The organism is Nitratidesulfovibrio sp. HK-II, from assembly GCF_003402415.2.
Classification (GTDB): domain Bacteria; phylum Desulfobacterota; class Desulfovibrionia; order Desulfovibrionales; family Desulfovibrionaceae; genus Cupidesulfovibrio.
In genome coordinates this window covers 327,011-348,609 of record NZ_AP036014.1, presented here as the reverse complement: position 1 = coordinate 348,609, position 21,599 = coordinate 327,011, and the positions used below count along the sequence as shown (strand labels likewise).

Here is a 21,599-nt window from a genome sequence, read left to right as displayed (position 1 = left end):
CATAGCATAAGGGAAATCCCCCATGAACCCATGCGGGATGTCACGCAGCATCACCACGCGTCAGCGCCCGCTTTCCCTCTTGCGCAGCACCGCCACCACAGGAGGCCCGCCCGCATGACCTCGCCCCACAGCGCCGCGCCCACCTCTGCCCCGCCCCCCACCGCATCCGCCCCGGCTTCCCCGGCGCGCCTGCCCGCCACCTGCCGCGCGCCCGCCCCCGCCGACGGGGCCGGGGTGCGCAACGTCGTCATCATGGGCGCGGCCGGGCGCGACTTCCACAACTTCAACGTGCTGCTGCGCGACGACCCGGCCGTGCACGTGGTGGCCTTCACCGCCGCCCAGATTCCGGACATCGACGGCCGCTGCTACCCCGCCGCGCTGGCCGGGCCGCGCTACCCGGACGGGGTGCCCATACTGGCCGAACGCGAACTGGCCGCCCTGTGCCGCGACAACCGCGTGCACGAAGTCATCTTTTCCTACAGCGACGTTGCGCACGAGGCGGTCATGCACGCCGCCTCGCTTGCGCTGGCCGCCGGAGCGGACTTTCGCCTGCTGTCCCCCGCCGCCACCATGCTGCGCGCGGACAAGCCCGTGGTGGCCGTCACCGCCGTGCGCACCGGCTGCGGCAAGTCTCCGGTCACCCGGCACCTGTGCGCGGCCTTCCTCGAACGGGGCATGCGTCCCGTTGTCGTGCGCCACCCCATGCCCTACGGCGACCTGGCAAAACAGGCGGTGCAGCGCTTCGCCAGTCACGCGGACATGGACGCCGCCGACTGCACGGTGGAGGAGCGCGAGGAATACGAGCACCTGGTGGACGCAGGCATCGTGGTGTACGCGGGCGTGGACTACGCGCGCATCCTCGCGACAGCGCAGGCCGAGGCCGACGTGCTGCTGTGGGACGGCGGCAACAACGACACCCCCTTCTTCCGGCCCGACGTGCACCTGACCGTGTGCGACCCGCTGCGCGCCGGGCACGAGCTGACCTACCACCCCGGCGAAACCAACCTGCGCATGTGCCACGTGGCAGTGATCAACAAGGTGGACACGGCCACGCCGGACCAGGTGGCCACGGTGCGCGCCAGCATCGCCGCCGCCAATCCCGCGGCGCGGGTGCTGCTGGCCGATTCGGTGGTGGAGGTGGACGACCCCGCCGCCATCCGCCGGGCGCGGGTGTTGCTGGTGGAGGATGGCCCCACCCTGACCCACGGCGGGCTGCCCTTCGGCGCGGCGCAGGCGGCGGCGGAAATGCACGGCGCGGGCCGCATGGCCGACCCGCGTCCCTACGCCCAGGGTTCGCTGAAGCAGGTCTTCGAAAACTACCCCCACCTGGGCAAGGCCCTGCCCGCCATGGGGTATTCGCGCAGTCAACTGGAAGACCTGGAGGCCACCATCAACGCCACCCCGTGCGATCTGGTGCTGCTGGGCACGCCGGTGCGGCTCGACCGGCTGATCCGCATCGAGCGCCCGTGGCTGCGGGTGCGCTACACCTACCGCGACCGGGCGGACGCGGGTTCCAACCCGGCCACCAATGGAGCCGGGCTGGCGGAAACGGTGCTGGAGTTGCTGGAACGCACGCCCTGATCCGGCAGCGTCCCCATGCCGCTCGTGCCCGTCCCGCGCGACCGAACGGATGGACCGGGCGGACGGGCCGGGCGGGCGGACGCGCCGACACCGCTTCGTCACCCCATCGCCACGCATCCGTCGCCTTGAAGCCCTAGATATGGGACAAGCCCCACCAGCATCCAGCCTGATGGGCAGGGGGTTCCATGTCCGCCTCCACCATATCCGGCTTTGTCCTTGGCCTTATGTCCGGCCTGATGCCCGGGCAAGTGCCCGGCCCGGCCATCGCCCTTGCCGCCAGCCCCGCAGACGCCAGCGCGCCCGACGCCGCCGCCCTGGCGGACCTGCTGCGGCCACTGGTGCACATGCTGTCCACCGACGCGCCCTCCATCACGGCCACCTTGTGGCTGCTGACCGCATGCCTCGCGGTGGGCGGCGCATGGGTCGTGATGGACCACATGCGCCTGGGGCGGCATGGCGCGCCCACGCCGGACCACCGCACGCCGCGCCCCCTGACGGCCCAGCGTCCGGGTCAGCGTCCGGGCCAGCATTCGGGCCAGCATTCGGGCCAGCATTCGGCGCAGTCCCGGCCCACCTGCACGGCCTGACATCCGGCCACGGCCCCTGAACCCCGTGCAGGTGCGCTCCCCGCCGCCTTCCCGCAGACCGGTCCACACGGCAAAAGGGGGACGCCGCGCCAGCGGCATCCCCCTTGTCTTCATGTATCGCGTGGGCGTTCAGCCCGGCCCTACCACGACAGGGTGCGGGTATTCTCGCGGAACAGCGCCGCGCCGGTCAGGTCCGGCGTGCTCACGGCCAGCCCCGGCAGCAGGTCGGCCTGTTGCACGCCGTACTGCTTCATGCACATGGGGCACACGTACACCGTGGCCCCGCTGCCCACCAGTTTGGCCAGCATGCGCTGCTGTTCCGGGTACCTGGCCTCGTTGCCCCTGGCCGCCAGCACCACGGCCCGGTCGTTGAGGAACAGCGTCAGCGGGTGGCCGCGCTGCAACTGGTTGGCCCCGTAGCCGATGGCCATCAGGGTGCGGTGGCCCTCGTCGCTGGTCAGGTTGATGAACAGGGGCGCATCCTTGTCCTCCGCCGCCGGGGCGGCGTGCGCGGGCAGGCCCGCCGAAAGCAGGAACAGCCACGCGGCCAGTGCGGCCAACCATCGCCCGTATCGCATGATGCCTCCTTGGTGTGTGGGGGGGGATACCGACTGCCGCCCCGCGTGCGGAAGCGGGCGCGGCTACTTCCGTTCAGCATACCTCGACCGGCGCGCCGCAGGCCAGCGTTATCACGGGATGGCGCGCGCGCAGGCCGCGCCCGTGGCGCAGGCGGACGCCGGAAACACGACGACCCGTGGCGCACTACCACGGGCCGGATGTGAACGGATGCGACCTGGCTTGTGCGGTCGCGTTGGACGCCGCCGCATGCGGCGGCGGAAAAGGGATTCGGCGCGCTGCCCCGTGGCTGCATCCACGGGGGGCGGAGCGCCCGTCAGTAATAGTGTTCCACCTCTTCCACGGTGGCCGTGGCCAGCGCTTCCTGCGCGGCCTTTTCACGCTTGCGCTCGTCGCGCCGCTGTTCGCGGCGGCGCTGCGCCTCGCGGTTGCGGCGGTGCTGGGCCGGGGTTTCCAGCAGCAGCTCCGGCACGGGCGTGGGCTTGCGGTCCGGCCCCATGGACACGAAGGTCAGGTAGGCGGACGCGGCGTGGCGCGATTCGCCGGTGAGCAGGTTTTCCGCCTCCACCCGCACGCCCACCTCCATGGAGGTGCCGCCCGCAAGGTTCACGCTGGCCTTCAGCTGCATCAGCTCGCCCACGTGCACCGGCGCGCGAAAGTCCATGCGGTCGATGGAGGCCGTCACCACGGCGGTGCGGCAGTGCCGCATGGCGGCCACTGCCCCGGCAAGGTCGATGTGCTTCAGAATGACCCCGCCGTGCACGTTGCCCGCGGGGTTGGCATCCTCGGGCAGGGGGCGGTGGGTCATCACCACTTCACTGTCGTGCACGCGCTTGGCGTCCATGCGGCTGGCTCCGGGCGGGTTGAAAGGGAGGGCGGTGCGGAATGGCGGCTGCCGGGCCTACCCGGCGAAGCGCACGCCGCCCTTGCCCAGCAGGTCGTGCAGGTGGATGAGGCCCACCAGGCGGTGCGCGTCGTCCACGATGGGCAGCACGGTGATGGCCTTCTGCTCCATCACGTCCAGCAGTTCCGCCACCGATTGGTCACTGCGGGCGCTGCGCGGGTTGCGGGTCATGATGGCCGTCACCGGCGTGCGCGGGGCGTAATCGCCCTTGATCACCGCGCGGCGCACGTCGCCGTCGGTCAGGATGCCCATCAGCCTGCCGCTGCCGTCCACCACGGCCACCGCGCCAAAGCCGCCCTTGTCCAGCACGCGCACGGCCTCTTCCTGGCCCACGTCGTCCTGGGTGACGGGAATGCCGGTGGTGTGCATCAGTTCCTGCACCCGCAACCGCAGCCGCTGGCCCAGCGAACCGCCGGGGTGGTAGCGCAGAAAGTCGTTTTCGGTAAACGCCTTCCAGTGGATGAGGCACACCGCCAGGGCGTCGCCCAGGGCCAGCACCGCCGTGGTGGATGCCGTGGGGGCCAGGTTGTGGGGGCACGCCTCGCGCGGGACGCCGGAATCCAGCACCACGTCGGCGGCGCGGCCCAGAGTGGACTGCGCCTTGCCGGTCATGGCGATGATGGCCGTGCCGATGGCCCGCAGGCTGGGCAGGATGGCGTTCAGCTCGTCCGTCTCGCCGGAATTGGAGATGGCGATGACCACGTCTTCCGCCCGCAGGCTGCCCATGTCGCCGTGCGCGCCTTCCACCGGGTGCAGGAAGAACGCCGGGGTGCCGGTGGAGGAAAGGGTGGCCGCCAGCTTGCGGCCCACCAGGCCCGACTTGCCAAGCCCGGTGACCACCACGCGGCCCCGGCAGCCCGCCAGCAGCGCCAAGGCCGCCTCGAACGAGGGGCCAAGCCTGTCGCGTACCGCCGTCAATCCTTCTATTTCGATATCGAGCACGTCGCGCCCGAGGGGTATCCAGTCGGTGCGGCGTTCGCCGCAGGTACAATCGCTCATGCCGTGGAAATCCTGTGGATGTTGCGGATGGGCCGCGCGGGCGCGGCGACCTTCTCTTCCCCCGAAACGCGGGGCGGGTCAACAGGGGGCATGATGAGGAAACTGTGAAATGGAAAAGGGGGCCTTTTGCAAGGCCCCCTTTGAATCACAGTATGGTCACAGCTCCCGCGCTTGCGAGGTGCGCGGCACGCGTCTTTCTCTCGCCCTAATCCGTCACTTCCAGGCACGCCCGGCTGCACCCGTCGCCCGCGCAGGGGATGGGGTAGTCGCCGTTGAAGCAGGCCAGGCAGTACTTTTCCGGGTGCGACACCGAGCGCAGCAGCCCGTCGATGGACAGGTAGTGCAGCGAATCCAACCCGATGAACCGTTCGATCTCGGCAATGGAATGGTTGGCCGCGATCAGTTCGCCCTTGGACGAAAAGTCGATGCCGTAGAAGCACGGGTGCTTGATGGGCGGGCAGCTGACGCGGAAGTGCACTTCCTTCGCGCCCAGTTCGCGCAGTTTCTTCACGCGGGTGCGGATGGTGGTGCCGCGCACGATGGAATCGTCCACGATGCAGATGCGCTTGCCCTTGATCATGCTCTTGACCGGGTTGATCTTCACCTGCACGCCAAAGTCGCGCATGTCCTGCGAGGGCTGGATGAACGTGCGGCCCACGTAGTGGTTGCGGATCATGGCGTGCTCGTACGGCAGGCCCGACTGCTGGGCAAAGCCCACCGCACAGTAGATGCCCGAATCCGGAAAGGGCATGATGAAGTCCACGTCCGGGGCCGATTCCATGGCCAGTTGGCGGCCCATCTCCTTGCGGCACTGGTACACGTCTTCGCCGAACACGATGGAGTCGGGCCGGGCGAAGTAGACCAGCTCGAAGATGCACTGGCGCGTGGGCGGCTTGTTGTCCTCGTCCATCAGGCTGTAGCTTTTCACGCTGTTGCCTTCGATGACCAGCATTTCGCCGGGGTCCAGCGGGCGGATGAATTCCGCCTCCATCAGGTCGAAGGCGCAGGTTTCGCTGGCCAGCACCGGCGAACCGGCCAGGCGGCCCAGGGCAAGCGGGCGCATGCCGTGCGGGTCGCGCATGGCGATGAGCTTGTCGTTGGCGAGAATGATCAGCGAATACGCGCCCTGCACCCGCTTGCACGCGGCCATGACGGCTTCCTCAAAGGTCTTGCCGTTCATGTTGTGCGCGATGAGGTGCACGAACACTTCGCTGTCGATGGAGGTCTGGAAGATGGACCCCTTGCGCTCCAACTCGTCGCGCAGTTCCACCGTGTTGGTCAGGTTGCCGTTGTGCGCGATGGCGATTTCCATGCCCTTGAAGCGCACCAGAAACGGCTGGGCGTTGCGGATGAGCGAGGCCCCGGTGGTGGAATAGCGGATGTGGCCGACGGCGATGTTGCCCTTCAGCTCCTTGCCCAGGTGCCGTTCGTTGAACACGTCGGGCACCAGGCCCATGCCCCGATGTTCGCGCAGCTTCTGGCCGTCCCAGGTGACAATGCCCGCGCTTTCCTGCCCGCGATGTTGCAGGGCGTACAGGCCGAAATATGCCATGCGCGCCGCTTCGACGTGGTTGTAGATGCCGAAGATGCCGCAGTAATGCTTGATCATGCTCTACCTCGATGCAGACGGTCCGTTACGCGCCCAGTATGGTCATGTCGTGGTCATCACGTGCGCCAGCCATGTGCCGCCATGTGCCCAGCCATATGCCTGTCGCCCGCCACATTGCGCGTGGCCCCAAAGCGCAGGACCGGGCTTTAGGCCCGGTCCCGTTATCGGTTGTCTAGTTGGTTCCGTAGTATTCCTGCAAGCTCTTCACGTTCACCCCGCAGCAGCGGCTGGCCCGTATGGCCTGCGCGATGGCCTTGGCCCCGGATACGGTGGTGCTGTAGGGCACCCCGTACATCAGCGTGGCCTGGCGGATGGACTTGGAATCCTGCACGGTGCGCTTGCCCGAGGCGGTGTTGAGCACCAGGGCAATGTCGCCGTTCTTGATGAAGTCCACGATGTTGGGCCGCCCCTCGTACACCTTGTGCACCGACGTGGCGGGCACGCCGCCTTCGCGCAGCAGCTTGGCGGTGCCGCTGGTGGCCAGCACCTCGAAGCCGAGGTCGGCGAACATGCTGGCCACTTCCGTGATCAGCAGCTTGTCGCGGTCGTTGACGGAGATGAAGATCTTGCCGCTTTCGGGCAGGCGCTGCCCGCCCGCAAGCTGGCCCTTCAGATAGGCTTCCTCGAAGCTGGAGGCAATACCCATCACCTCGCCCGTGGACCGCATTTCGGGGCCGAGCAGGATGTCCACCCCCGGGAAACGGTTGAACGGGAACACCGATTCCTTCACCGAGAAGTAGCCGGTGCGGCGCATGGACCACGGGTCCAGTTCCTTCAGCGTGGCGCCCAGCATGATCTGGGTGGCCAGGCGCGGCAGGGGCACCGCCGTGGCCTTGGACACGAAGGGCGCGGTGCGCGAGGCGCGCGGGTTCACTTCAAGGATGTAGATAAGGCCGTCCTTGACCGCGAACTGAATGTTCATCAGGCCCACCACGCGCAGTTCGCGCGCCAGTTCCACGGTCTGCCGGGCGATCTCGTTGACGATGGCCTCGGGCAGGGTGTGCGGCGGAATGACGCAGGCGGAGTCGCCGGAGTGGATGCCCGCCTCCTCGATGTGCTCCATGATGCCCGCCACGTACACGTCGGTGCCGTCGGACAGGGCGTCCACGTCCACTTCGATGGCGCTTTCCAGGAACTTGTCGATGAGGATGGGGTGCTTGGGCTTTTCACCCACCGAATTGGCGAAGTATTCGGCCAGTTGTTCCTCGTCGTACACGATCTCCATGGCCCGCCCCCCCAGCACGTAGCTGGGCCGCACCACCGTCGGGTAGCCGATGCGGGCGGCGGCGCTGCGCGCCTCGGGCAGGGACATGACCGTGGCGTTGGCGGGCTGGCGCAGGCCCAGCTTCTGCAGCAGGGCCTGGAAGCGTTCGCGGTCTTCGGCGCGGTCGATGGAGTCGGGCGAGGTGCCCAGAATGGGGACGCCCGCGCGCATCAGCGGCACGGCCAGGTTCAGCGGGGTCTGCCCGCCGAACTGCACGATGACCCCGTCCGGGCGCTCGGCCTCGATGATGTTCATGACATCCTCGTAGGTCAGCGGCTCGAAGTACAGGCGGTCGGAGGTGTCGTAGTCGGTGGAGACCGTTTCGGGGTTGGAGTTGACCATGATGGCCTGCACGCCCATTTCCTTCAGCGCGAAGGAGGCGTGGCAGCAGCAGTAGTCGAACTCGATGCCCTGGCCGATGCGGTTGGGCCCGCCGCCGAGGATGATGACCTTCTTGCGGTCGTCCACGGTGACTTCGTGGCCGGTCTCGTAGGTGGAATAGTAGTACGGGGTGTACGCCTCGAACTCGCTGGCGCAGGTGTCCACCAGGTAGTAGGTGGGCACGATGCCCATGGCCTTGCGCAGGGTGCGCACGTCCGATTCGGGGCGCTTCCACATTTCGGCCAGCTGGCGGTCGGAAAAGCCGTATTCCTTGGCGCGGCGCATCAGGGCCACCAGTTCCGCGTTGTCCACGGTCATGGCGTTGCCCAGGGCGAAATCGCGCAGTTCGGCTTCCATGTCCACCAGGTCCTTCATCTGGCGCAGGAACCACGGGTCGATGGCGGTGGCCTCGTGGATCTCCTCCACGGTCATGCCGTCGAGCATGGCGTGGCGCACGTAGAAGATGCGGCGCGAGTTGGGCGTGCGCAGCTTGCGCATGATGTCCTCGCGCTCCGGCCCCTTGCAGCGGAAGGCGGACCCAAGGCCGGGCGCGCCCACTTCCAGCGAGCGCAGGCCCTTCTGCAGCGATTCCTTGAAGGTGCGGCCGATGGACATGGCCTCGCCCACGCTCTTCATCGAGGTGGTCAGCTCGTCCTTGGCGCCGGGAAACTTCTCGAAGGTGAAGCGCGGAATCTTGGTGACGCAGTAGTCGATGGACGGCTCGAAGCTGGCCATCGTCTCGCGGGTGATGTCGTTGGGAATCTCGTCCAGCGTGTAGCCCACGGCCAGTTTGGCCGCGATCTTGGCGATGGGGAAGCCGGTGGCCTTGGAGGCCAGCGCGGACGAACGCGACACGCGGGGGTTCATCTCGATGACCACCATGTCGCCGTTCAGCGGGTTGATGCCGAACTGCACGTTGGAGCCGCCCGTTTCCACGCCGATTTCGCGCATGATGGCGATGGAGGCGTCGCGCATCATCTGGTACTCGACGTCGGTCAGGGTCTGGGCCGGGGCCACGGTGATGGAGTCGCCCGTGTGCACGCCCATGGCGTCGAAGTTTTCGATGGAGCAGATGATGACGCAGTTGTCGGCCTTGTCGCGCATCACCTCCATCTCGAATTCCTTCCAGCCCAGCACCGACTGCTCGATCATCACCTCGTGCTTGATGGAGGCGGCGAGCCCGCGCGCGGCGATCTCTTCCAGGTCCTCCATGTTGTAGGCGATGCCGCCGCCGGTGCCGCCCATGGTGAAGGCGGGGCGGATGATGAGCGGGAAGGGCATTTCCGTCCCAAGGCGGCGCACGTCTTCCATGGTGCGGGCAATGCCGCTGGCAGGCACCTTCAGGCCGATGTTGGCCATGGCCTCGCGGAACAGTTCGCGGCTTTCCGCCTTTTCGATGACCTGCTTGTTGGCCCCGATGAGTTCGACGCCGCATTCTTCCAGCACGCCCATGGCGGCAAGCGCCAGCGCGGTGTTCAGGCCGGTCTGGCCGCCCAGGGTGGGCAGCAGCGCGTCGGGCCGCTCCTTGCGGATGATGGCGGCCACCGTCTCGGGCTCGATGGGCTCGATGTAGGTGCGGTCGGCAAGACCGGGGTCGGTCATGATGGTGGCGGGGTTCGAGTTGACCAGCACCACCTCGTAGCCTTCTTCCTTCAGGGCCTTCACGGCCTGCGTGCCGGAATAGTCGAATTCGCACGCCTGCCCGATGACGATCGGGCCGGAACCGATGACCATGATCCGCTTCAAATCGGTGCGTTTGGGCATTGGACTCTGTCTGGTAACAGGGTTGCCCCGCAGGGGCGGGAGACGGGAAGTCGACCGGGACAAAGGCGGGAGGAATGTGCGGGGCGTTCCGGCGCGGCGAGGCGCGGGGGAACGGCCATCCACCCGCGATTGTTGCGGAACATGCGTCTTTGAACCCACGCGCCGTCAGCAATCCGGCTCTTATATCGCGCACCCCCGCGCTTGGCAAGCCGCGCGCGGGGTGGCGAAGGGGCCGGGACCCCGCTTTTTGACATTGATGGGAAACGGCAAGGCGAAATGCCCCGAACCCGCAGGACGCCGCATTCCCCCAACGGCAGCACGCGCCACCACGCGAGGAAGCATCCGCTCCTCCCCGTCCCGCCCCGCGCACGGGTCGCCGCCAAACCCCGCACCGCGCCTCGCCGCGCGCCGCCCCTTGCGCCCCACCACCCGCTGATGCTACCGCATTGCCTTCACCATGCCCCGGCCGAAAGGGGCGGCAGGCCGCGCGGGCGCGCCCCGCGCCACTTCCGGCCGCCGCCCCGCACCGTTCATCCGGCCCCGGCGGGTTGTTTTCCTAATTTTGTCATGCGGATTCCGTCACCCGGACAGTGACAGCCGAATAGTGTCACCCGGACAGTTACGGGACCAACGGGCCTGCACGCGGACGGCGGCCCAGCCGCCAAGCAACACGAGGGACAGGAACATGCTCGCGATCCTCGACTACAAGGCAGGCAACCAGACCAGCGTGCGCCGCGCGCTGGACCACCTGGGCATTCCCTGCGCCATCACGGCGGACCCGGCGGTCATCGCCGGGGCGCACGGGGTGATCTTTCCGGGCGTGGGCGCGGCCGGGCAGGCCATGAACGAACTGGTCACCACGGGCCTCGACAAGGTGCTGAAGGACCAGGTGCAGGCGGGCAAGCCGCTGCTGGGCATCTGCGTGGGCTGCCAGATCATGCTGGACTACAGCCAGGAAAACGACACCAAGGCCCTCGGCATCGTGCCCGGCGAATGCCGTCTGTTCAACCCCGCCTGGACCGAAGAGGACGGCAGGCCCATCCGCGTGCCGCACATGGGCTGGAACCGCATCGTGCAGAAGCGCCCCTGCGAGTTGCTGAAGGGCATCGAGCCGGAGGCGGAATTCTACTTCGTGCACAGCTACTACCCCGCCCCGCCGGAAAGCTACGTCATCGCCACGTGCACCTACGGCGAGGAATTCTGCGCCATCCACGGCGGCCCCGGCCTGTGGGCCGTGCAGTTTCACCCGGAAAAGAGCGGCCGCCCCGGCCTTGCCTTGCTGCGCAACTTTTACGCCTACTGCAAGGAGGCCAGCCGTGCTTAGCAAGCGCATCATCCCCTGCCTGGACGTCCGCAACGGCAGGCTGACCAAGGGCGTGAAGTTCGAGGGCAACGTGGACATCGGCGACCCGGTGGAAACCGCCCGCCGTTACTACGAACAGGGCGCGGACGAAATCGTGTTCTACGACATCACCGCCTCGCACGAGGACCGGGGCATCTTTCTCGACGTGGTCGAGCGGGTGGCCTCGGAAATCTTCATCCCCTTCTCGGTGGGCGGCGGCATCAACACCGTGGAAGACATGCGGGCCGTGCTGGTGGCCGGGGCGGAGAAGGTGTCGGTGAACTCCGGCGCGGTGAAGAACCCGGACATCATCAGCCAGGGCGCGGCGGCCTTCGGGTCGCAGGCCATCGTGGTGGGCATGGACGTGAAGCAGGTGGAGAAGTCCGAAACCATCCCCTCGGGCTACGAGATCGTCATCCACGGCGGCCGCAAGTTCATGGGCATGGACGCCATAGAATGGGCCAAGACCTGTGAGGCGCTGGGGGCCGGTGAACTGTGCGTCAACTCCATCGACGCAGACGGCACCAAGGACGGCTACGAGCTGACCCTTACCCGGATGATCGCCGACGCGGTGTCCATTCCGGTCATCGCGTCCGGCGGCGCGGGCAGCCCGGCACACATGTACGACGCCATCACCAAGGGCGGCGCCACCGCCGCGCTCATCGCCTCCATCGTGCATTACGGCCAGTACACCATCCCGGACCTGAAGCGGCAGATTTCGGGCATGGGGGCGAAGCTGCGCATGGTCTGGTAGCCAACCGGGTATTTTGCCCGTTGGCAGCCTGCTGAAAGATTTCCTTCTTGCGGGGGAGGGACCCTTTTGGAAAAGGGTCTCCTCCCCCGCGCCCCCTCCCCCCAAAACTTTTATTCATATTACCTGCATATTACGAGGACACACAGAATGGAATTCCAAGAGGCGACAGCCGCGACGGCTGGCCGCACTCTGCCCGCCACGCCGCAACACCGCCACCGCCCCTCATCCGGAGGGCACCCCATGCCTGCCCGTCGCACCAGATTTCCCGTCCTGCTCCTGCTGCTGGCCACCCTGCTGACCGCCGTCCTCGCCTGCCCCGCGCCCAACGCTGCCGCCGGTCCCATCCTTGACATGCTGCGCGAACGCCGCGCCGAGCGGTCCGCGTCGGGTAGCACCACATCGGGCAACACGGCTTCGGGCAATGGCACGTCTACCCGGCAGGCAGGTTCCACCGCCGCCCGCCGGGGCAGCACGCCGCCGGACCCCGCCGCCATCGTGCCCGGCAGCCGCAGGCTGGCCGAAAGCTACGGCCCGCACCCCGCCCAGGTCATGGACGTGTACCTGCCGCCCAACCCGCAACACGCGCCCGTCATCGTCATGGTGCACGGCGGCGCGTGGAAGATCGGCGACAAGGCCAACCCCGGCCTGATGGACAACAAGCTGGCCCGCTGGCTGCCCAAGGGGTTCGTGCTGGTGAGCATCAACTACCGGTTGCTTCCCGATGCCATGGCCCTGGAACAGGCCGAGGACGTGGCCGCCGCCGTGCGCCGCGTGGCGGACGCCGCCCCCGGCTGGGGCGCGGACCCGTCGCGCATCATCCTGATGGGGCATTCCGCGGGGGCGCATCTGGTGGCGCTGGCGGCGTCCGCGCCGTCCCTGCTCGACCGCCCCGTGGCGGGCGCCGTGGTGCTGGATTCGGCGGCCATGGACGTGCCCGCCATCATGAAGCACCGGCACCCGGGCTTCTACGACGATGCCTTCGGCAAGAACCCCGCCTACTGGGCCAAGACCTCGCCGCAGGACCAGTGGTCGCCCAAGGCCGTGCCCATGCTGCTGGTGTGCTCCACCAAGCGGGCCGACAAGCCCTGCGTGGCCGCCGAGGCCTTCGCGGCCAAGACCGCGCGCTCCGGCCGCAACACGCCGGTGCTGCCGCAAGCACTGACCCACGGCGAGATCAACCACCTGTTGGGCCTGCCCGGAGCCTACACCGACGCGGTGGACGGGTTCATCGCCGCCCGGCTGGAGGATGCCAGCCGCTGAAAACCGGACGGGAACTGCGTACCTCAAAAAAAGCAGAGAGGCCGCCCATGCGGCCTCTCTGCTTTGTACTCCCTAACGTCTCAGGAAAGAAGGGAACTGCCAGCCGCCCTACCCCGCCCGAAACGTGCCGCTCTTGCCGCCGGACTTGAACACCAGACGGCAGTCGCGCAGCACGATGTCCTTCTGCACGGCCTTGCACATGTCGTAGATGGTCAGCGCGGCCACCTGCGCGGCGACCATGGCTTCCATTTCCACGCCGGTCTGGCCCGTGGTGCGCACTTCCGCCTCCAGTTCGATGGAGGGGGGCGCATTCACCACGGCAAAGCGCACGTCCGCGTAGCTGATGGCCAGCGGGTGGCACATGGGAATCAGCTCCGCCGTGCGCTTGGCGGCCATGATGCCCGCGATCTTGGCGGTGGTCAGCACGTCGCCCTTGGGCAGGGCGCGGCGCTTCAGCAGATCCAGGGTGCTTGCGTTCACCTCCACCACGGCCCGCACGATGGCGGTGCGCTGGGTGGGGGCCTTCGCGCCCACGTCCACCATGGTCACGCTGCCGTCCTCGGTCATGTGGCTGAAGGCGGCCTCCGCGTCGTCGGACTCGGGCACGGATTTGCCCAACCCGCCGGTGCATTCCAGCGCGGAGGGCGCGCCGCATCCGCAGCCGCACCCGGTGTTGGGCAGGTCCGGGCCGTCTTCGTCGTAGTCGAGGGGGTCGGGCATATCGTCAAGCCGGACGGTGGGCGCGCCCCCGTCTGGCGAGTTGGGCGAGTCAGGCGAATCGGGCATTTTGGGCATATCGGAAGACATGGGGATAACCTCCTGCCGATCTTGGAACAAGACAAAGGGATGGCGCTCGCGCGGCCCCGCGCGGGCTGTCCCATACCCCTTCGCTGTAGCCCAAAACAGAACGGACGCCAATGCGGCGTCCGTCGAAAGGTCACGAGAAGCGGGGGATGGCCGCCGAGGGAAGAATCCGGACTGCGGGGACATGGCTGAGTCGGGCCAAGTCGCGCCGGGCCAGAGCGGGTCAGGCCGGTTCGGGCCAGTTCGGGCCAGTTCGGGCAGACGGGGGAGCCCGCCGCCCGCGCGCCCTGGCGGATTATCTCTCCACGTCCTTGGGCACCAGCCGCATGCCCCGGCGGCACAGGGTCAGGATGTCGTCGGCGGGCAGCGGGCGGCCAAGGCAGTAGCCCTGCAGGTAGTCCACGCCCATGCCGCGCAGGGCGGAAAGCTGGGCCGCCGTCTCCACCCCTTCGGCCACCGTGGCCAGGCGCAGGCTGCGGGCCAGACCCAGGATGGTCTCCACGATCTCCAGGCTGCCCCCTTCGTCCAGCAGTTCCTGCACGAAGGTGCGGTCTATCTTCAGGGCGTGGATGGGCATGCGCGCAAGGTATTGCAGCGAGGAATACCCGGTGCCGAAGTCGTCCAGAGAAACCCGCACCCCCAGGTCGCGCAGGGTGCACAGCATGGCGTTGCCGCGCTCGTAGTTCTGCATCAGCGAGGTTTCGGTAATCTCCACTTCCAGCGCGTCGGCGGGCACGTCGTAGGCGTTCAGGCACGCGGCGATGTGGCTGATGGTCTCGTCGCTGGTCAGGCAGCGCGAGGAAATGTTCACCGCCACCGGCAGGGTCAGCCCCTCCAGCCGCCACGCGGCGTGCTGGGCGCAGGCCATTTCCACCACCAGTTTGGTGATTTCGCGGATGGAGTTGGAGGTTTCCGCCACGGGTATGAAGACCGAGGGCGGGGCCACCACCGTGCCGTCGCGCTCCCAGCGCAGCAGCGCCTCCACCTTGCGCACCCGCAGGGCGCGCGCGTCAGCGATGGGCTGATACACCAGCCGGAATTCCCGCCCGGCGATGGCCGCCTTGATCTCCTGGTCCATGCGGTAGCGCCGGGTGAATTCCAGGCACTGTTCCTCGCAGAACAGGGCAATGGCGTTCTTGCCCATGTCTTTCGCGCGATACATGGCGATGTCCGCGCGCGACAGCAGTTCGTTGGCCGTCTGGCCGTCGTCCGGGTACACCGACACCCCGAAGCTGGCCGTGACCGAAAAGCCCATGCCTCCGTAGGCGAACGGCTCCGCGAAGGTCGCGAACAGCCGCCGCATGATGCCGTCCAGGTGCGATTTGTCGGTGATGCCGCCCACCGCCGCCACGAATTCGTCGCCCCCCAGCCGCCCCAGGATGTCGCCGGGCCGCAGGGCCGCGCGCAGCCGCCGGGCCACGTCGCACAGCAACTGGTCGCCGGTGGCGTGGTCATAGGAATCGTTGATGAACTTGAAGCCGTCCATGTCGATGAACACCACGGCCAGCTGCTGCTCGCGCACGGCGGCCTTGCCGATGGCCTCGCGCAGCAGTTCAAAAATGTGTTTGCGGTTGGGCAGGCCGGTCAGGTCGTCGTGGTTGGCCTGGTAAGTGATCTGCGCCTCTTTCTGCTTGATGTCGGAAATATCCGAGAACACCCCCACGCAGTTCAGGATCGCCCCGGCCTCGTCGCGGATGGACACAAGGCTCAGCCACTGCGGAATCTGCCAGCCGTCGCGGTGCGGCCCGCGCGTCTCGCCGATCCACGAACCGTGCTCCAGCATCTCGTCCCACACGCTGCGGCTTCCGCCCATGGGCGTCATGCCCAGCACCGGCGAGGGGCGGCCCACCATGGACCCCGCGTCCACGCCGGTGATGCGCTCGAAGGCCGGGTTCACGGCCACCACCGAGCCCGCGCTGTCGGTGATGAAGATGCCCTCCACCGCGTGGGTGAACACCTCGCCCATCAGGTGCAGCTTGGCGTTGGCGTCGCACAGTTGGGCGGTGCGCTCGCGCACCCGGCGTTCCAGGTCGCGGTGGATCTCGTTCAGTTCGCGCTGCGAGGCTTCCAGCAGGTCGAGCATGCCATTGAAGGCGTTGGCCAGCCCTTCCAGTTCATCGCCGGTGTCGATACGGATGCGCTGGCCCATGTTGCCGGGGCCTATGGAGCGCACCCAGCCCGACAGGCGCAGCACCGTGCGGGTCACTGTGCGCGCCAGCAGCAGCGCGGTGCCCAGCGCCACCAGCAGGGCCGTGACCGTCAGCGCGGCGATGTGCCACCACGCGGCCCGCTGTTCGGCCCGGTAGCCGTCCAGCGCAATGCCCACGGACACGGTGCAGATGGTAATGCCCGCCCGATCCACCGGGGCGGAGTGGTGATAGACGCCCGGACCGGCGGATTCCGGCAGGGGCGCGCCGGGGTCCGGCGCACCCTGCGCCCCCCCCCGCGGGGCATCCTGCGGGCCGTCGCGAAATCCGTTGCCCGCATCGGGCGGGGCAGCGTGGCCGGGCAGCGCCGGGCGGAACGCCCAGCCGCCCCGGCGGAACTCGAAGGCGGAGCCGTCGGCGCGGGTGACCACCAGATATTCCAGCCCCTGCTGGCGACGCAGCACGCCGGTGCAATGATCCACCAGCGCGGCGTAATCCTCTGCCGCAAGGGCGCTGGCCGCCACCTCGCCCACCGAGGCCACCAGCCTGTCGGCCTGCGATTCCAGGCCCCGGCGCAGCACGCCCTGTTGGTAGGGAATGATCATGCCCAGGATGGCCGCGATGATGGCCAGCCCCGCCACGAAGGCCAGCCCCCCCGCCTTGAAGGCGATGCCGAAGCGGCGACGTGGGCGGCGCGGGCGGGCGTCTTCGCGATCAGGCCGGTCAGTACGACCAAGTCGGTCAGGCCGGTCGGCAACGCCCGGGCCAGCGGCCGCCGCCCCCGCCGCACAGGCGGCTTCCGTCCCGGCGACGGCGCCGGGCTCCAAGCAGCTGGGAGGGGGGGTGCTCATTGCTCCACCAGACGGCGCGCGGGTTCGATGGCCTCGGCGCGGAACGGCGCGATGCCGTCAAGTTGCAGCAACAGCAGCATCTGCCTGCCCCACGGGTTGTCGGACAGCCCCAGGCCCAGCTCCGCGTAACGCGGCGCCAGCGAAGGATCCACCGACGGGGCGAGGCACATCACGAAATCTATGAGCGGCGGGGATACGGCGATGCGCTCCAACTGCGCGCCCACCTGGGGGTTGAGTTCGACCATGGTGCGCAGCGAACGCTCGGTGATCACGCAGGCCGGGGCCTGCCCGAAGAACACCGGCAGCAGCACGCGCGAGGCCTGCACCTCGAACTCCACGCCCGAAAAATGTCTGGCGGCCACGGGCAGCCCCTGGTCGCGCAACTGCCGCTCCACCCAGCGCAGGGGCAGGCTTTCCGGCCCAGCGGACATGGCCTGCACCAGCAGGCGCGCGCCGCGCAACTGGCTGACCTGGGTGATGCCAGACCCCTTGGCGGCGACCAGCACATAGCGTTCGCCGTATTCGCCGTCGGTCACCGGCACGCCGAACGGCTTCAGGTCCATTTCGCGCGAGAGCAGCAGGTAATCCACGGTGGGCAGGTGCACCACGTCCACCTGGCCTTTGGCCAGCGCCTTGCGCATCTCGTTCCGCGAGTGGTAGCCGGTCAGCCGCACGCCAAGGCCGCGTTCCGTCTCCACGTAGCGGCGCGCCCACAGCTCCACGGCCAGGGCCACGTCCTTGCGGTCCACGCCCGGCAGGGAATACTCCACGTAGCCCAGGCGCAGTTCCGTGGCCACGGCGGGTGCGGTCGGCAGCAGCCATGCGCTCGCCAGCAGCACCAGCAACGCGGCGGCCATCCCGCGCGCCGTGGCCCGCCACGCGCCGTGCGCGGGCGGGGCGGGGATCATGCCGGTTCCAAGGTCAGGGCAGGGCGCGGGCGCCATAGCCCACCTCACGCAAGCGGTCGAGAATTTCCGTACCGGCCACAAGGTTGCGCGCGGCCACGGCGGCCTGGGCCTCGTACAGCGCCCGCTGGCGCGCGGCGCGCACCAGGGCCTCGTACACCTGCGTTTCCAGCAGTTCACGGGTGTCCACCAGCCCTTCGCGGTAGGCGCGCTCTGTCAGGGCGCGGCTTTCTGCGGCCACGGCCACGGCTTCCGCGCCCAGCGCGGCCTGCCGGGCCGCACGGCGCTCGCGCAGCACCGCGTCCTTCACGCGCAGGGCCACGCCTTCGCGCAGCAGCACGCGCTGGTGGGCCAACTGGCGCAGCCGGGCGCGCATCTCCTCCACCCGGGCCTGGGTGCGAAATCCCTCGAACAGCGGCAGTTCCACGGTCAGTCCGGCCGCGCCGTGGGTGCGTTCATCTTCTGCCACCAGCCCCCCATCGTAGGTGTTGGTCACCGTAGACAGGGTGCCGAACAGCGAAACCACCGGCAGGTATTCGCCGGTGGCGTCGTCCAGCCGCGCCTCGGCCGCCCGCACCCCGGCGTCGAAGCGCGCAAGGTCGAGGTTCAGGCGGTAGGCTCCGGCCACGGACTCCGCCAACGGACCGGGCTCCGGCGCGGCGGGCAGTTCCGTGTCGGCCACCCGCATGTCGGCGTTCCACGGCAGGCCCATGGTGTTCGCCAGGGCCGCCTCGGCCAGTTCCACGTTGGAATCCAGTTCCGCCAGCATGGTCCGCACGCCCAGCGCGGCCACCCTGGCGCGCAGCCAATCGGTCTTGCGCACCCGCTGCGATCCGCCCTTGTAGAAATGTTCGGTCACGTCGCGGGCGGCCTCCAGGCGCTGCGCCGTTTCATGGCCGATGTCGCGCAGGGCCCGGGCCAGCACCACCCCGTGGTAGCGGGTGGTCACATCGTGCACCAGTTGCAGCGCGGCATGGCGCGCCTCGCCCGTTGCCGCGTCGCGCCCCGCCCCGGCCTCGCGCACGCGGGCCTCGCGGCGGCCGCCGTCGTACAGCAGCAGCCCAAGCTCCGCCCGGTATTCGCCAAGGTCACGGTCCATGAGCGGGATGCGCCGCTCCGGCACGGTGGTGCGCGTGGTCATGGGGCCGCCGCCCATGTCCACGGTGTAGTCCGAGGTTTCTTCCGGAAAGACGAACACCGGGTCGCTGTCCAGGCGCGTCTGGGTGGCGGAAAGCTTGAGTTGCGGCCAGTAGGCGGACAGGGCCTGGCGGTGCTGCGCCTCGGCGATGGCCAGTCCTTCGCGGGCGGCGGCCGGTGCGGCGTTGTCGCGCAGGGCGATGGCGATGCACTGGGGAAGGGTGAGCGGCTGCGGGGTGTCCGCCGCCATGGCCGGGTACGCCATGACCAGCGCAAGCCACGGCAGCACCGCCAACAGTATGGCGGTGATGCGGCCTGGGTGCATCGGCCAGCCAGACCATGGCGCAGTGACGGACGAGCGTGAGCGCTTCACGTCACGCGGGCCGTGTTCGCGGCTGAATACTGCAATCACGGCACGCAACTGTCGCACCACTCTCGTGCATGGTCCATCGGCGCAACGCCCCCCGGCTGGTACAGCCCTGCTGAATGAGTATTTTAAAAACGGCCACTTCGGCGCGATGCAACAGCCCGGATGCGTCGGCAGTCGCATGCTGTCGGGCGCTTCTGCGTCGAACGCCGGATTCCGCTGCAAACCCGGCGCGCGCCAGTGCGTTCTGACATGCCTTTTTGCGAGGCGTCAAGACTGTTCAGGGAGGGCTACGAAGGGGATTTCCCCGCAACCCGCACACACAGGTAGGTAAATCCCTACCTAAAAAATTGCAAAGAATTATCCGCCGCCCGAAAAAACGTCCGCCCCCGGCGCAACTGCGCCGGGGGCGGATGAAACATGCGGATCGGCAGCATGAACGCAGCCTCGGCCACGGGGTGTATCACCCCGCCGCCTTCGCCCTATTCCATGCCCATGGCCTTGCCGATCTTGCGCGCCACCTTCTTGACCTTCTCGAAGGGCTTGCCTTCTTCCAGCTTGGCGAATTCGCGCAGCAGCTCTTCCTGCTTCTTGGTCAGGCTGACGGGCGTCAGCACGCGCACCTCCACCAGCAGGTCGCCCTTCTGGTGGTGACCAAGGTAGGGCAACCCCTGATCGGACAGGCGAAACACCTCGCCGCTCTGGGTGCCCTTGGGAATGTCCAGGGTCACCGGGTCGTCCAGGGTGGGCACCTCGATGCGGTCGCCAAGTGCGGCCTGCACGAAGCTTACCTCGTGGGTGATCACCAGATCCTGGCCCTGGCGGCGGAAGGTCTTGTCCTGCTCCACGCTGACAACCACGTACAGGTCGCCGGGGGGGCCGCCGTGCAGACCCGGCTCGCCCTCGCCGCGCAGGCGCAGGCGGTTGCCGGTGTCCACCCCGGCGGGAATGCGCACGGCAAGCTCGCGCACCTGCTGCAGGATGCCAGAACCCTTGCACTTGGGGCAGGGGGTGGGGATGACCTGGCCTTCGCCCCGACACACGGGACAGGGCACGGCGATCTGGAAGAAGCCCTGGCTCTGGCGGATCTGCCCGCTGCCGCCGCAGTGGCGGCAGGCCTCGGGCCGCGTGCCGGGGGCCGCGCCGGAACCGTTGCATTCGTCGCAGGCCACCTTCTTGGGCAGGCGCAGGGTGACTTCGTCGCCCTTGGCCGCCTGGCGGAAGGTGATGGACAGGTTGTAGCGCAGGTCGGCCCCGGCCTGGGGACGCGGCCCGCGCATGCGCGACGAACCGGTGGCGAAGCCGAAGAGATCGCCGAAAATGTCGCTGAAATGCGCGAACACGTCCTCGGCGTTGTCGAACCCGTGACCGCCGCCGTTACCGTTGAGGCCCGCGTGACCAAACCGGTCGTACCGCGCGCGCTTGTCGGCGTCGCGCAGCACGTCGTAGGCCTCGGCGGCTTCCTTGAACTTCTGCTCGGCCTCGGGGTTGTCCGGGTTGCGGTCGGGGTGGTACTGGAGCGCAAGCTTGCGATACTGCCGCTTGATCTCGTCCTCCGACGCGTCCCGGGCGACGCCGAGCACTTCGTAATAGTCGCGCTGGCTCATGGCTGGCTATTCGGCCCGGAAGTCGTCCTCGGTCTCCACGTAGCGCGCCTCTTCATCGGGCAGCACCTTGCCGGCGGCGATTTCGCGCAGGGCGGTCACGACTTCCTTGTTGCGGGAATCGACCAGCGCCTCGTACCCTTCGCGGTACTGGTGCACGCGCTTGATGGCCATCTGCACCAGCAGAAAGCGGTTGTCCACGCGTTCCTGGCAATCTTCAACGGTAATGCGGGCCATGGGAGCTCCTTGCGGAAGGATGATGGGCGCAGCGGCGCGGGTGCGCGCAACGCCTCTTTCAGGTAATGCGGCAGGGCCGGTTGTCCAGCCCCCACCCGGATTCCGGGGGGCGGCGATCGACTTCCGGCACGTTGGCGGCACGAGGACGCACCACGCCAAGCTGCGCAACATACCCGTCCCGTCAAGAGGCGTCAAGAGGACTTCGCGGGGGACTTCACGAGGGGCGTCAAACGTCACCCTGCGTGCGGGCATGCCGCCGCGACTTGTCCGCCCCCGGCCAGCACCAGCCCCACGCCAGGCCAGCACCGGGGCCGCGCCGACCGAACGCCGCCGGAACCGCAAACAACCTGGTCCCGTCTGGCAAGAACGCACACTGTTTGTTGATGCACGCGCGCGGCCCATGCACGGGGCGTGGCGCACTCGGCCTGTCAGCGGTTGCTTCCGCGTGCCCGCCGGGGTATCGGGGGGCGGCCCGGCGGTCCTTCATCCCGCTTTTTTGCCTGGGCACCCGGCCGACCCGCCCCTG

Annotated in this window: 16 protein-coding genes; 5 read left to right on the top strand and 11 right to left on the bottom strand. The window is 68.4% G+C overall.

Features of this window, described 5'->3' with window-relative positions; genetic code table 11:
* Window positions 1–114: 114 nt before the first annotated feature.
* Window positions 115–1,581 (top strand): cyclic 2,3-diphosphoglycerate synthase, encoded by a 1,467-nt coding sequence (locus tag RVX_RS01300; protein WP_116306989.1) that lies wholly within the window; start codon window positions 115–117, stop codon window positions 1,579–1,581.
* Between the two features lie 185 nt (window positions 1,582–1,766).
* Window positions 1,767–2,168 (top strand): hypothetical protein, encoded by a 402-nt coding sequence (locus RVX_RS01295; RefSeq protein WP_172596618.1) that lies wholly within the window; start codon window positions 1,767–1,769, stop codon window positions 2,166–2,168.
* Between the two features lie 140 nt (window positions 2,169–2,308).
* Here RVX_RS01295 and RVX_RS01290 read toward each other — a convergent pair whose 3' ends face one another.
* From RVX_RS01290 to carB, 5 genes are all read right to left on the bottom strand, one after another.
* Complete coding sequence (locus RVX_RS01290) at window positions 2,309–2,746, bottom strand: DsrE family protein (RefSeq protein ID WP_116306995.1); 438 nt, start codon at window positions 2,744–2,746, stop codon at window positions 2,309–2,311.
* 314 nt (window positions 2,747–3,060) lie between these two features.
* On the bottom strand, window positions 3,061–3,588 hold the full coding sequence (locus tag RVX_RS01285) for an acyl-CoA thioesterase (protein ID WP_116306997.1): 528 nt from the start codon (window positions 3,586–3,588) through the stop codon (window positions 3,061–3,063).
* Between the two features lie 57 nt (window positions 3,589–3,645).
* Window positions 3,646–4,647, bottom strand: coding sequence for a KpsF/GutQ family sugar-phosphate isomerase (locus RVX_RS01280; RefSeq protein ID WP_116306999.1), 1,002 nt, complete (start codon window positions 4,645–4,647; stop codon window positions 3,646–3,648).
* A 205-nt stretch (window positions 4,648–4,852) separates the two neighbouring features.
* Window positions 4,853–6,256 carry an amidophosphoribosyltransferase gene (purF, locus tag RVX_RS01275; protein ID WP_116307001.1) on the bottom strand — a complete coding sequence of 468 codons (1,404 nt, stop codon included), beginning with the start codon at window positions 6,254–6,256 and terminating at the stop codon, window positions 4,853–4,855.
* A 172-nt stretch (window positions 6,257–6,428) separates the two neighbouring features.
* Window positions 6,429–9,665, bottom strand: coding sequence for a carbamoyl-phosphate synthase large subunit (carB, locus tag RVX_RS01270; protein WP_116307003.1), 3,237 nt, complete (start codon window positions 9,663–9,665; stop codon window positions 6,429–6,431).
* Window positions 9,666–10,350: 685 nt separating this feature from the next.
* Between carB and hisH the strand changes: the two genes are divergently transcribed.
* The 3 genes from hisH to RVX_RS01255 all read left to right on the top strand — a co-directional run bounded on the left by hisH (window position 10,351) and on the right by RVX_RS01255 (window position 13,021).
* Window positions 10,351–10,989 (top strand): imidazole glycerol phosphate synthase subunit HisH, encoded by a 639-nt coding sequence (gene hisH, locus RVX_RS01265; RefSeq protein WP_116307005.1) that lies wholly within the window; start codon window positions 10,351–10,353, stop codon window positions 10,987–10,989.
* On the top strand, window positions 10,982–11,761 hold the full coding sequence (gene hisF / locus RVX_RS01260; protein ID WP_116307007.1) for an imidazole glycerol phosphate synthase subunit HisF: 780 nt from the start codon (window positions 10,982–10,984) through the stop codon (window positions 11,759–11,761). The genes hisH and hisF overlap by 8 nt, the downstream gene beginning before the upstream one ends.
* 240 nt (window positions 11,762–12,001) lie before the next feature.
* Complete coding sequence (locus RVX_RS01255) at window positions 12,002–13,021, top strand: alpha/beta hydrolase (RefSeq protein ID WP_116307009.1); 1,020 nt, start codon at window positions 12,002–12,004, stop codon at window positions 13,019–13,021.
* Window positions 13,022–13,129: 108 nt separating this feature from the next.
* Here RVX_RS01255 and moaC read toward each other — a convergent pair whose 3' ends face one another.
* The 6 genes from moaC to rpoZ form a co-directional block, all read right to left on the bottom strand.
* Window positions 13,130–13,627 carry a cyclic pyranopterin monophosphate synthase MoaC gene (moaC, locus tag RVX_RS01250; protein ID WP_268914479.1) on the bottom strand — a complete coding sequence of 166 codons (498 nt, stop codon included), beginning with the start codon at window positions 13,625–13,627 and terminating at the stop codon, window positions 13,130–13,132.
* Between the two features lie 493 nt (window positions 13,628–14,120).
* Window positions 14,121–16,823 (bottom strand): EAL domain-containing protein, encoded by a 2,703-nt coding sequence (locus RVX_RS01245; RefSeq protein ID WP_230404706.1) that lies wholly within the window; start codon window positions 16,821–16,823, stop codon window positions 14,121–14,123.
* Window positions 16,820–17,731 carry a phosphate/phosphite/phosphonate ABC transporter substrate-binding protein gene (locus tag RVX_RS01240; RefSeq protein ID WP_172596619.1) on the bottom strand — a complete coding sequence of 304 codons (912 nt, stop codon included), beginning with the start codon at window positions 17,729–17,731 and terminating at the stop codon, window positions 16,820–16,822. The genes RVX_RS01245 and RVX_RS01240 overlap by 4 nt, the downstream gene beginning before the upstream one ends.
* Window positions 17,732–17,744: 13 nt before the next feature.
* Window positions 17,745–19,190, bottom strand: coding sequence for a TolC family protein (locus RVX_RS01235; protein ID WP_116307012.1), 1,446 nt, complete (start codon window positions 19,188–19,190; stop codon window positions 17,745–17,747).
* A gap of 524 nt (window positions 19,191–19,714) precedes the next feature.
* On the bottom strand, window positions 19,715–20,839 hold the full coding sequence (dnaJ, locus tag RVX_RS01230) for a molecular chaperone DnaJ (RefSeq protein ID WP_116307014.1): 1,125 nt from the start codon (window positions 20,837–20,839) through the stop codon (window positions 19,715–19,717).
* Between the two features lie 6 nt (window positions 20,840–20,845).
* Complete coding sequence (gene rpoZ, locus RVX_RS01225; protein WP_007525911.1) at window positions 20,846–21,073, bottom strand: DNA-directed RNA polymerase subunit omega; 228 nt, start codon at window positions 21,071–21,073, stop codon at window positions 20,846–20,848.
* Between the last annotated feature and the right edge of the window lie 526 nt (window positions 21,074–21,599).

Coding starts and splice junctions, on each gene's coding strand:
- RVX_RS01245 (WP_230404706.1), bottom strand. CDS start 16,823: ATGAGCACCCCCCCTCCCAGCTGCTTGGAGCCCGGCGCCGTCGCCGGG.
- RVX_RS01240 (WP_172596619.1), bottom strand. CDS start 17,731: ATGATCCCCGCCCCGCCCGCGCACGGCGCGTGGCGGGCCACGGCGCGC.
- carB (WP_116307003.1), bottom strand. CDS start 9,665: ATGCCCAAACGCACCGATTTGAAGCGGATCATGGTCATCGGTTCCGGC.
- dnaJ (WP_116307014.1), bottom strand. CDS start 20,839: ATGAGCCAGCGCGACTATTACGAAGTGCTCGGCGTCGCCCGGGACGCG.
- hisH (WP_116307005.1), top strand. CDS start 10,351: ATGCTCGCGATCCTCGACTACAAGGCAGGCAACCAGACCAGCGTGCGC.
- purF (WP_116307001.1), bottom strand. CDS start 6,256: ATGATCAAGCATTACTGCGGCATCTTCGGCATCTACAACCACGTCGAA.
- RVX_RS01255 (WP_116307009.1), top strand. CDS start 12,002: ATGCCTGCCCGTCGCACCAGATTTCCCGTCCTGCTCCTGCTGCTGGCC.
- RVX_RS01280 (WP_116306999.1), bottom strand. CDS start 4,647: ATGAGCGATTGTACCTGCGGCGAACGCCGCACCGACTGGATACCCCTC.
- RVX_RS01295 (WP_172596618.1), top strand. CDS start 1,767: ATGTCCGCCTCCACCATATCCGGCTTTGTCCTTGGCCTTATGTCCGGC.
- rpoZ (WP_007525911.1), bottom strand. CDS start 21,073: ATGGCCCGCATTACCGTTGAAGATTGCCAGGAACGCGTGGACAACCGC.
- RVX_RS01235 (WP_116307012.1), bottom strand. CDS start 19,190: ATGCACCCAGGCCGCATCACCGCCATACTGTTGGCGGTGCTGCCGTGG.
- RVX_RS01285 (WP_116306997.1), bottom strand. CDS start 3,588: ATGGACGCCAAGCGCGTGCACGACAGTGAAGTGGTGATGACCCACCGC.
- RVX_RS01300 (WP_116306989.1), top strand. CDS start 115: ATGACCTCGCCCCACAGCGCCGCGCCCACCTCTGCCCCGCCCCCCACC.
- RVX_RS01290 (WP_116306995.1), bottom strand. CDS start 2,746: ATGCGATACGGGCGATGGTTGGCCGCACTGGCCGCGTGGCTGTTCCTG.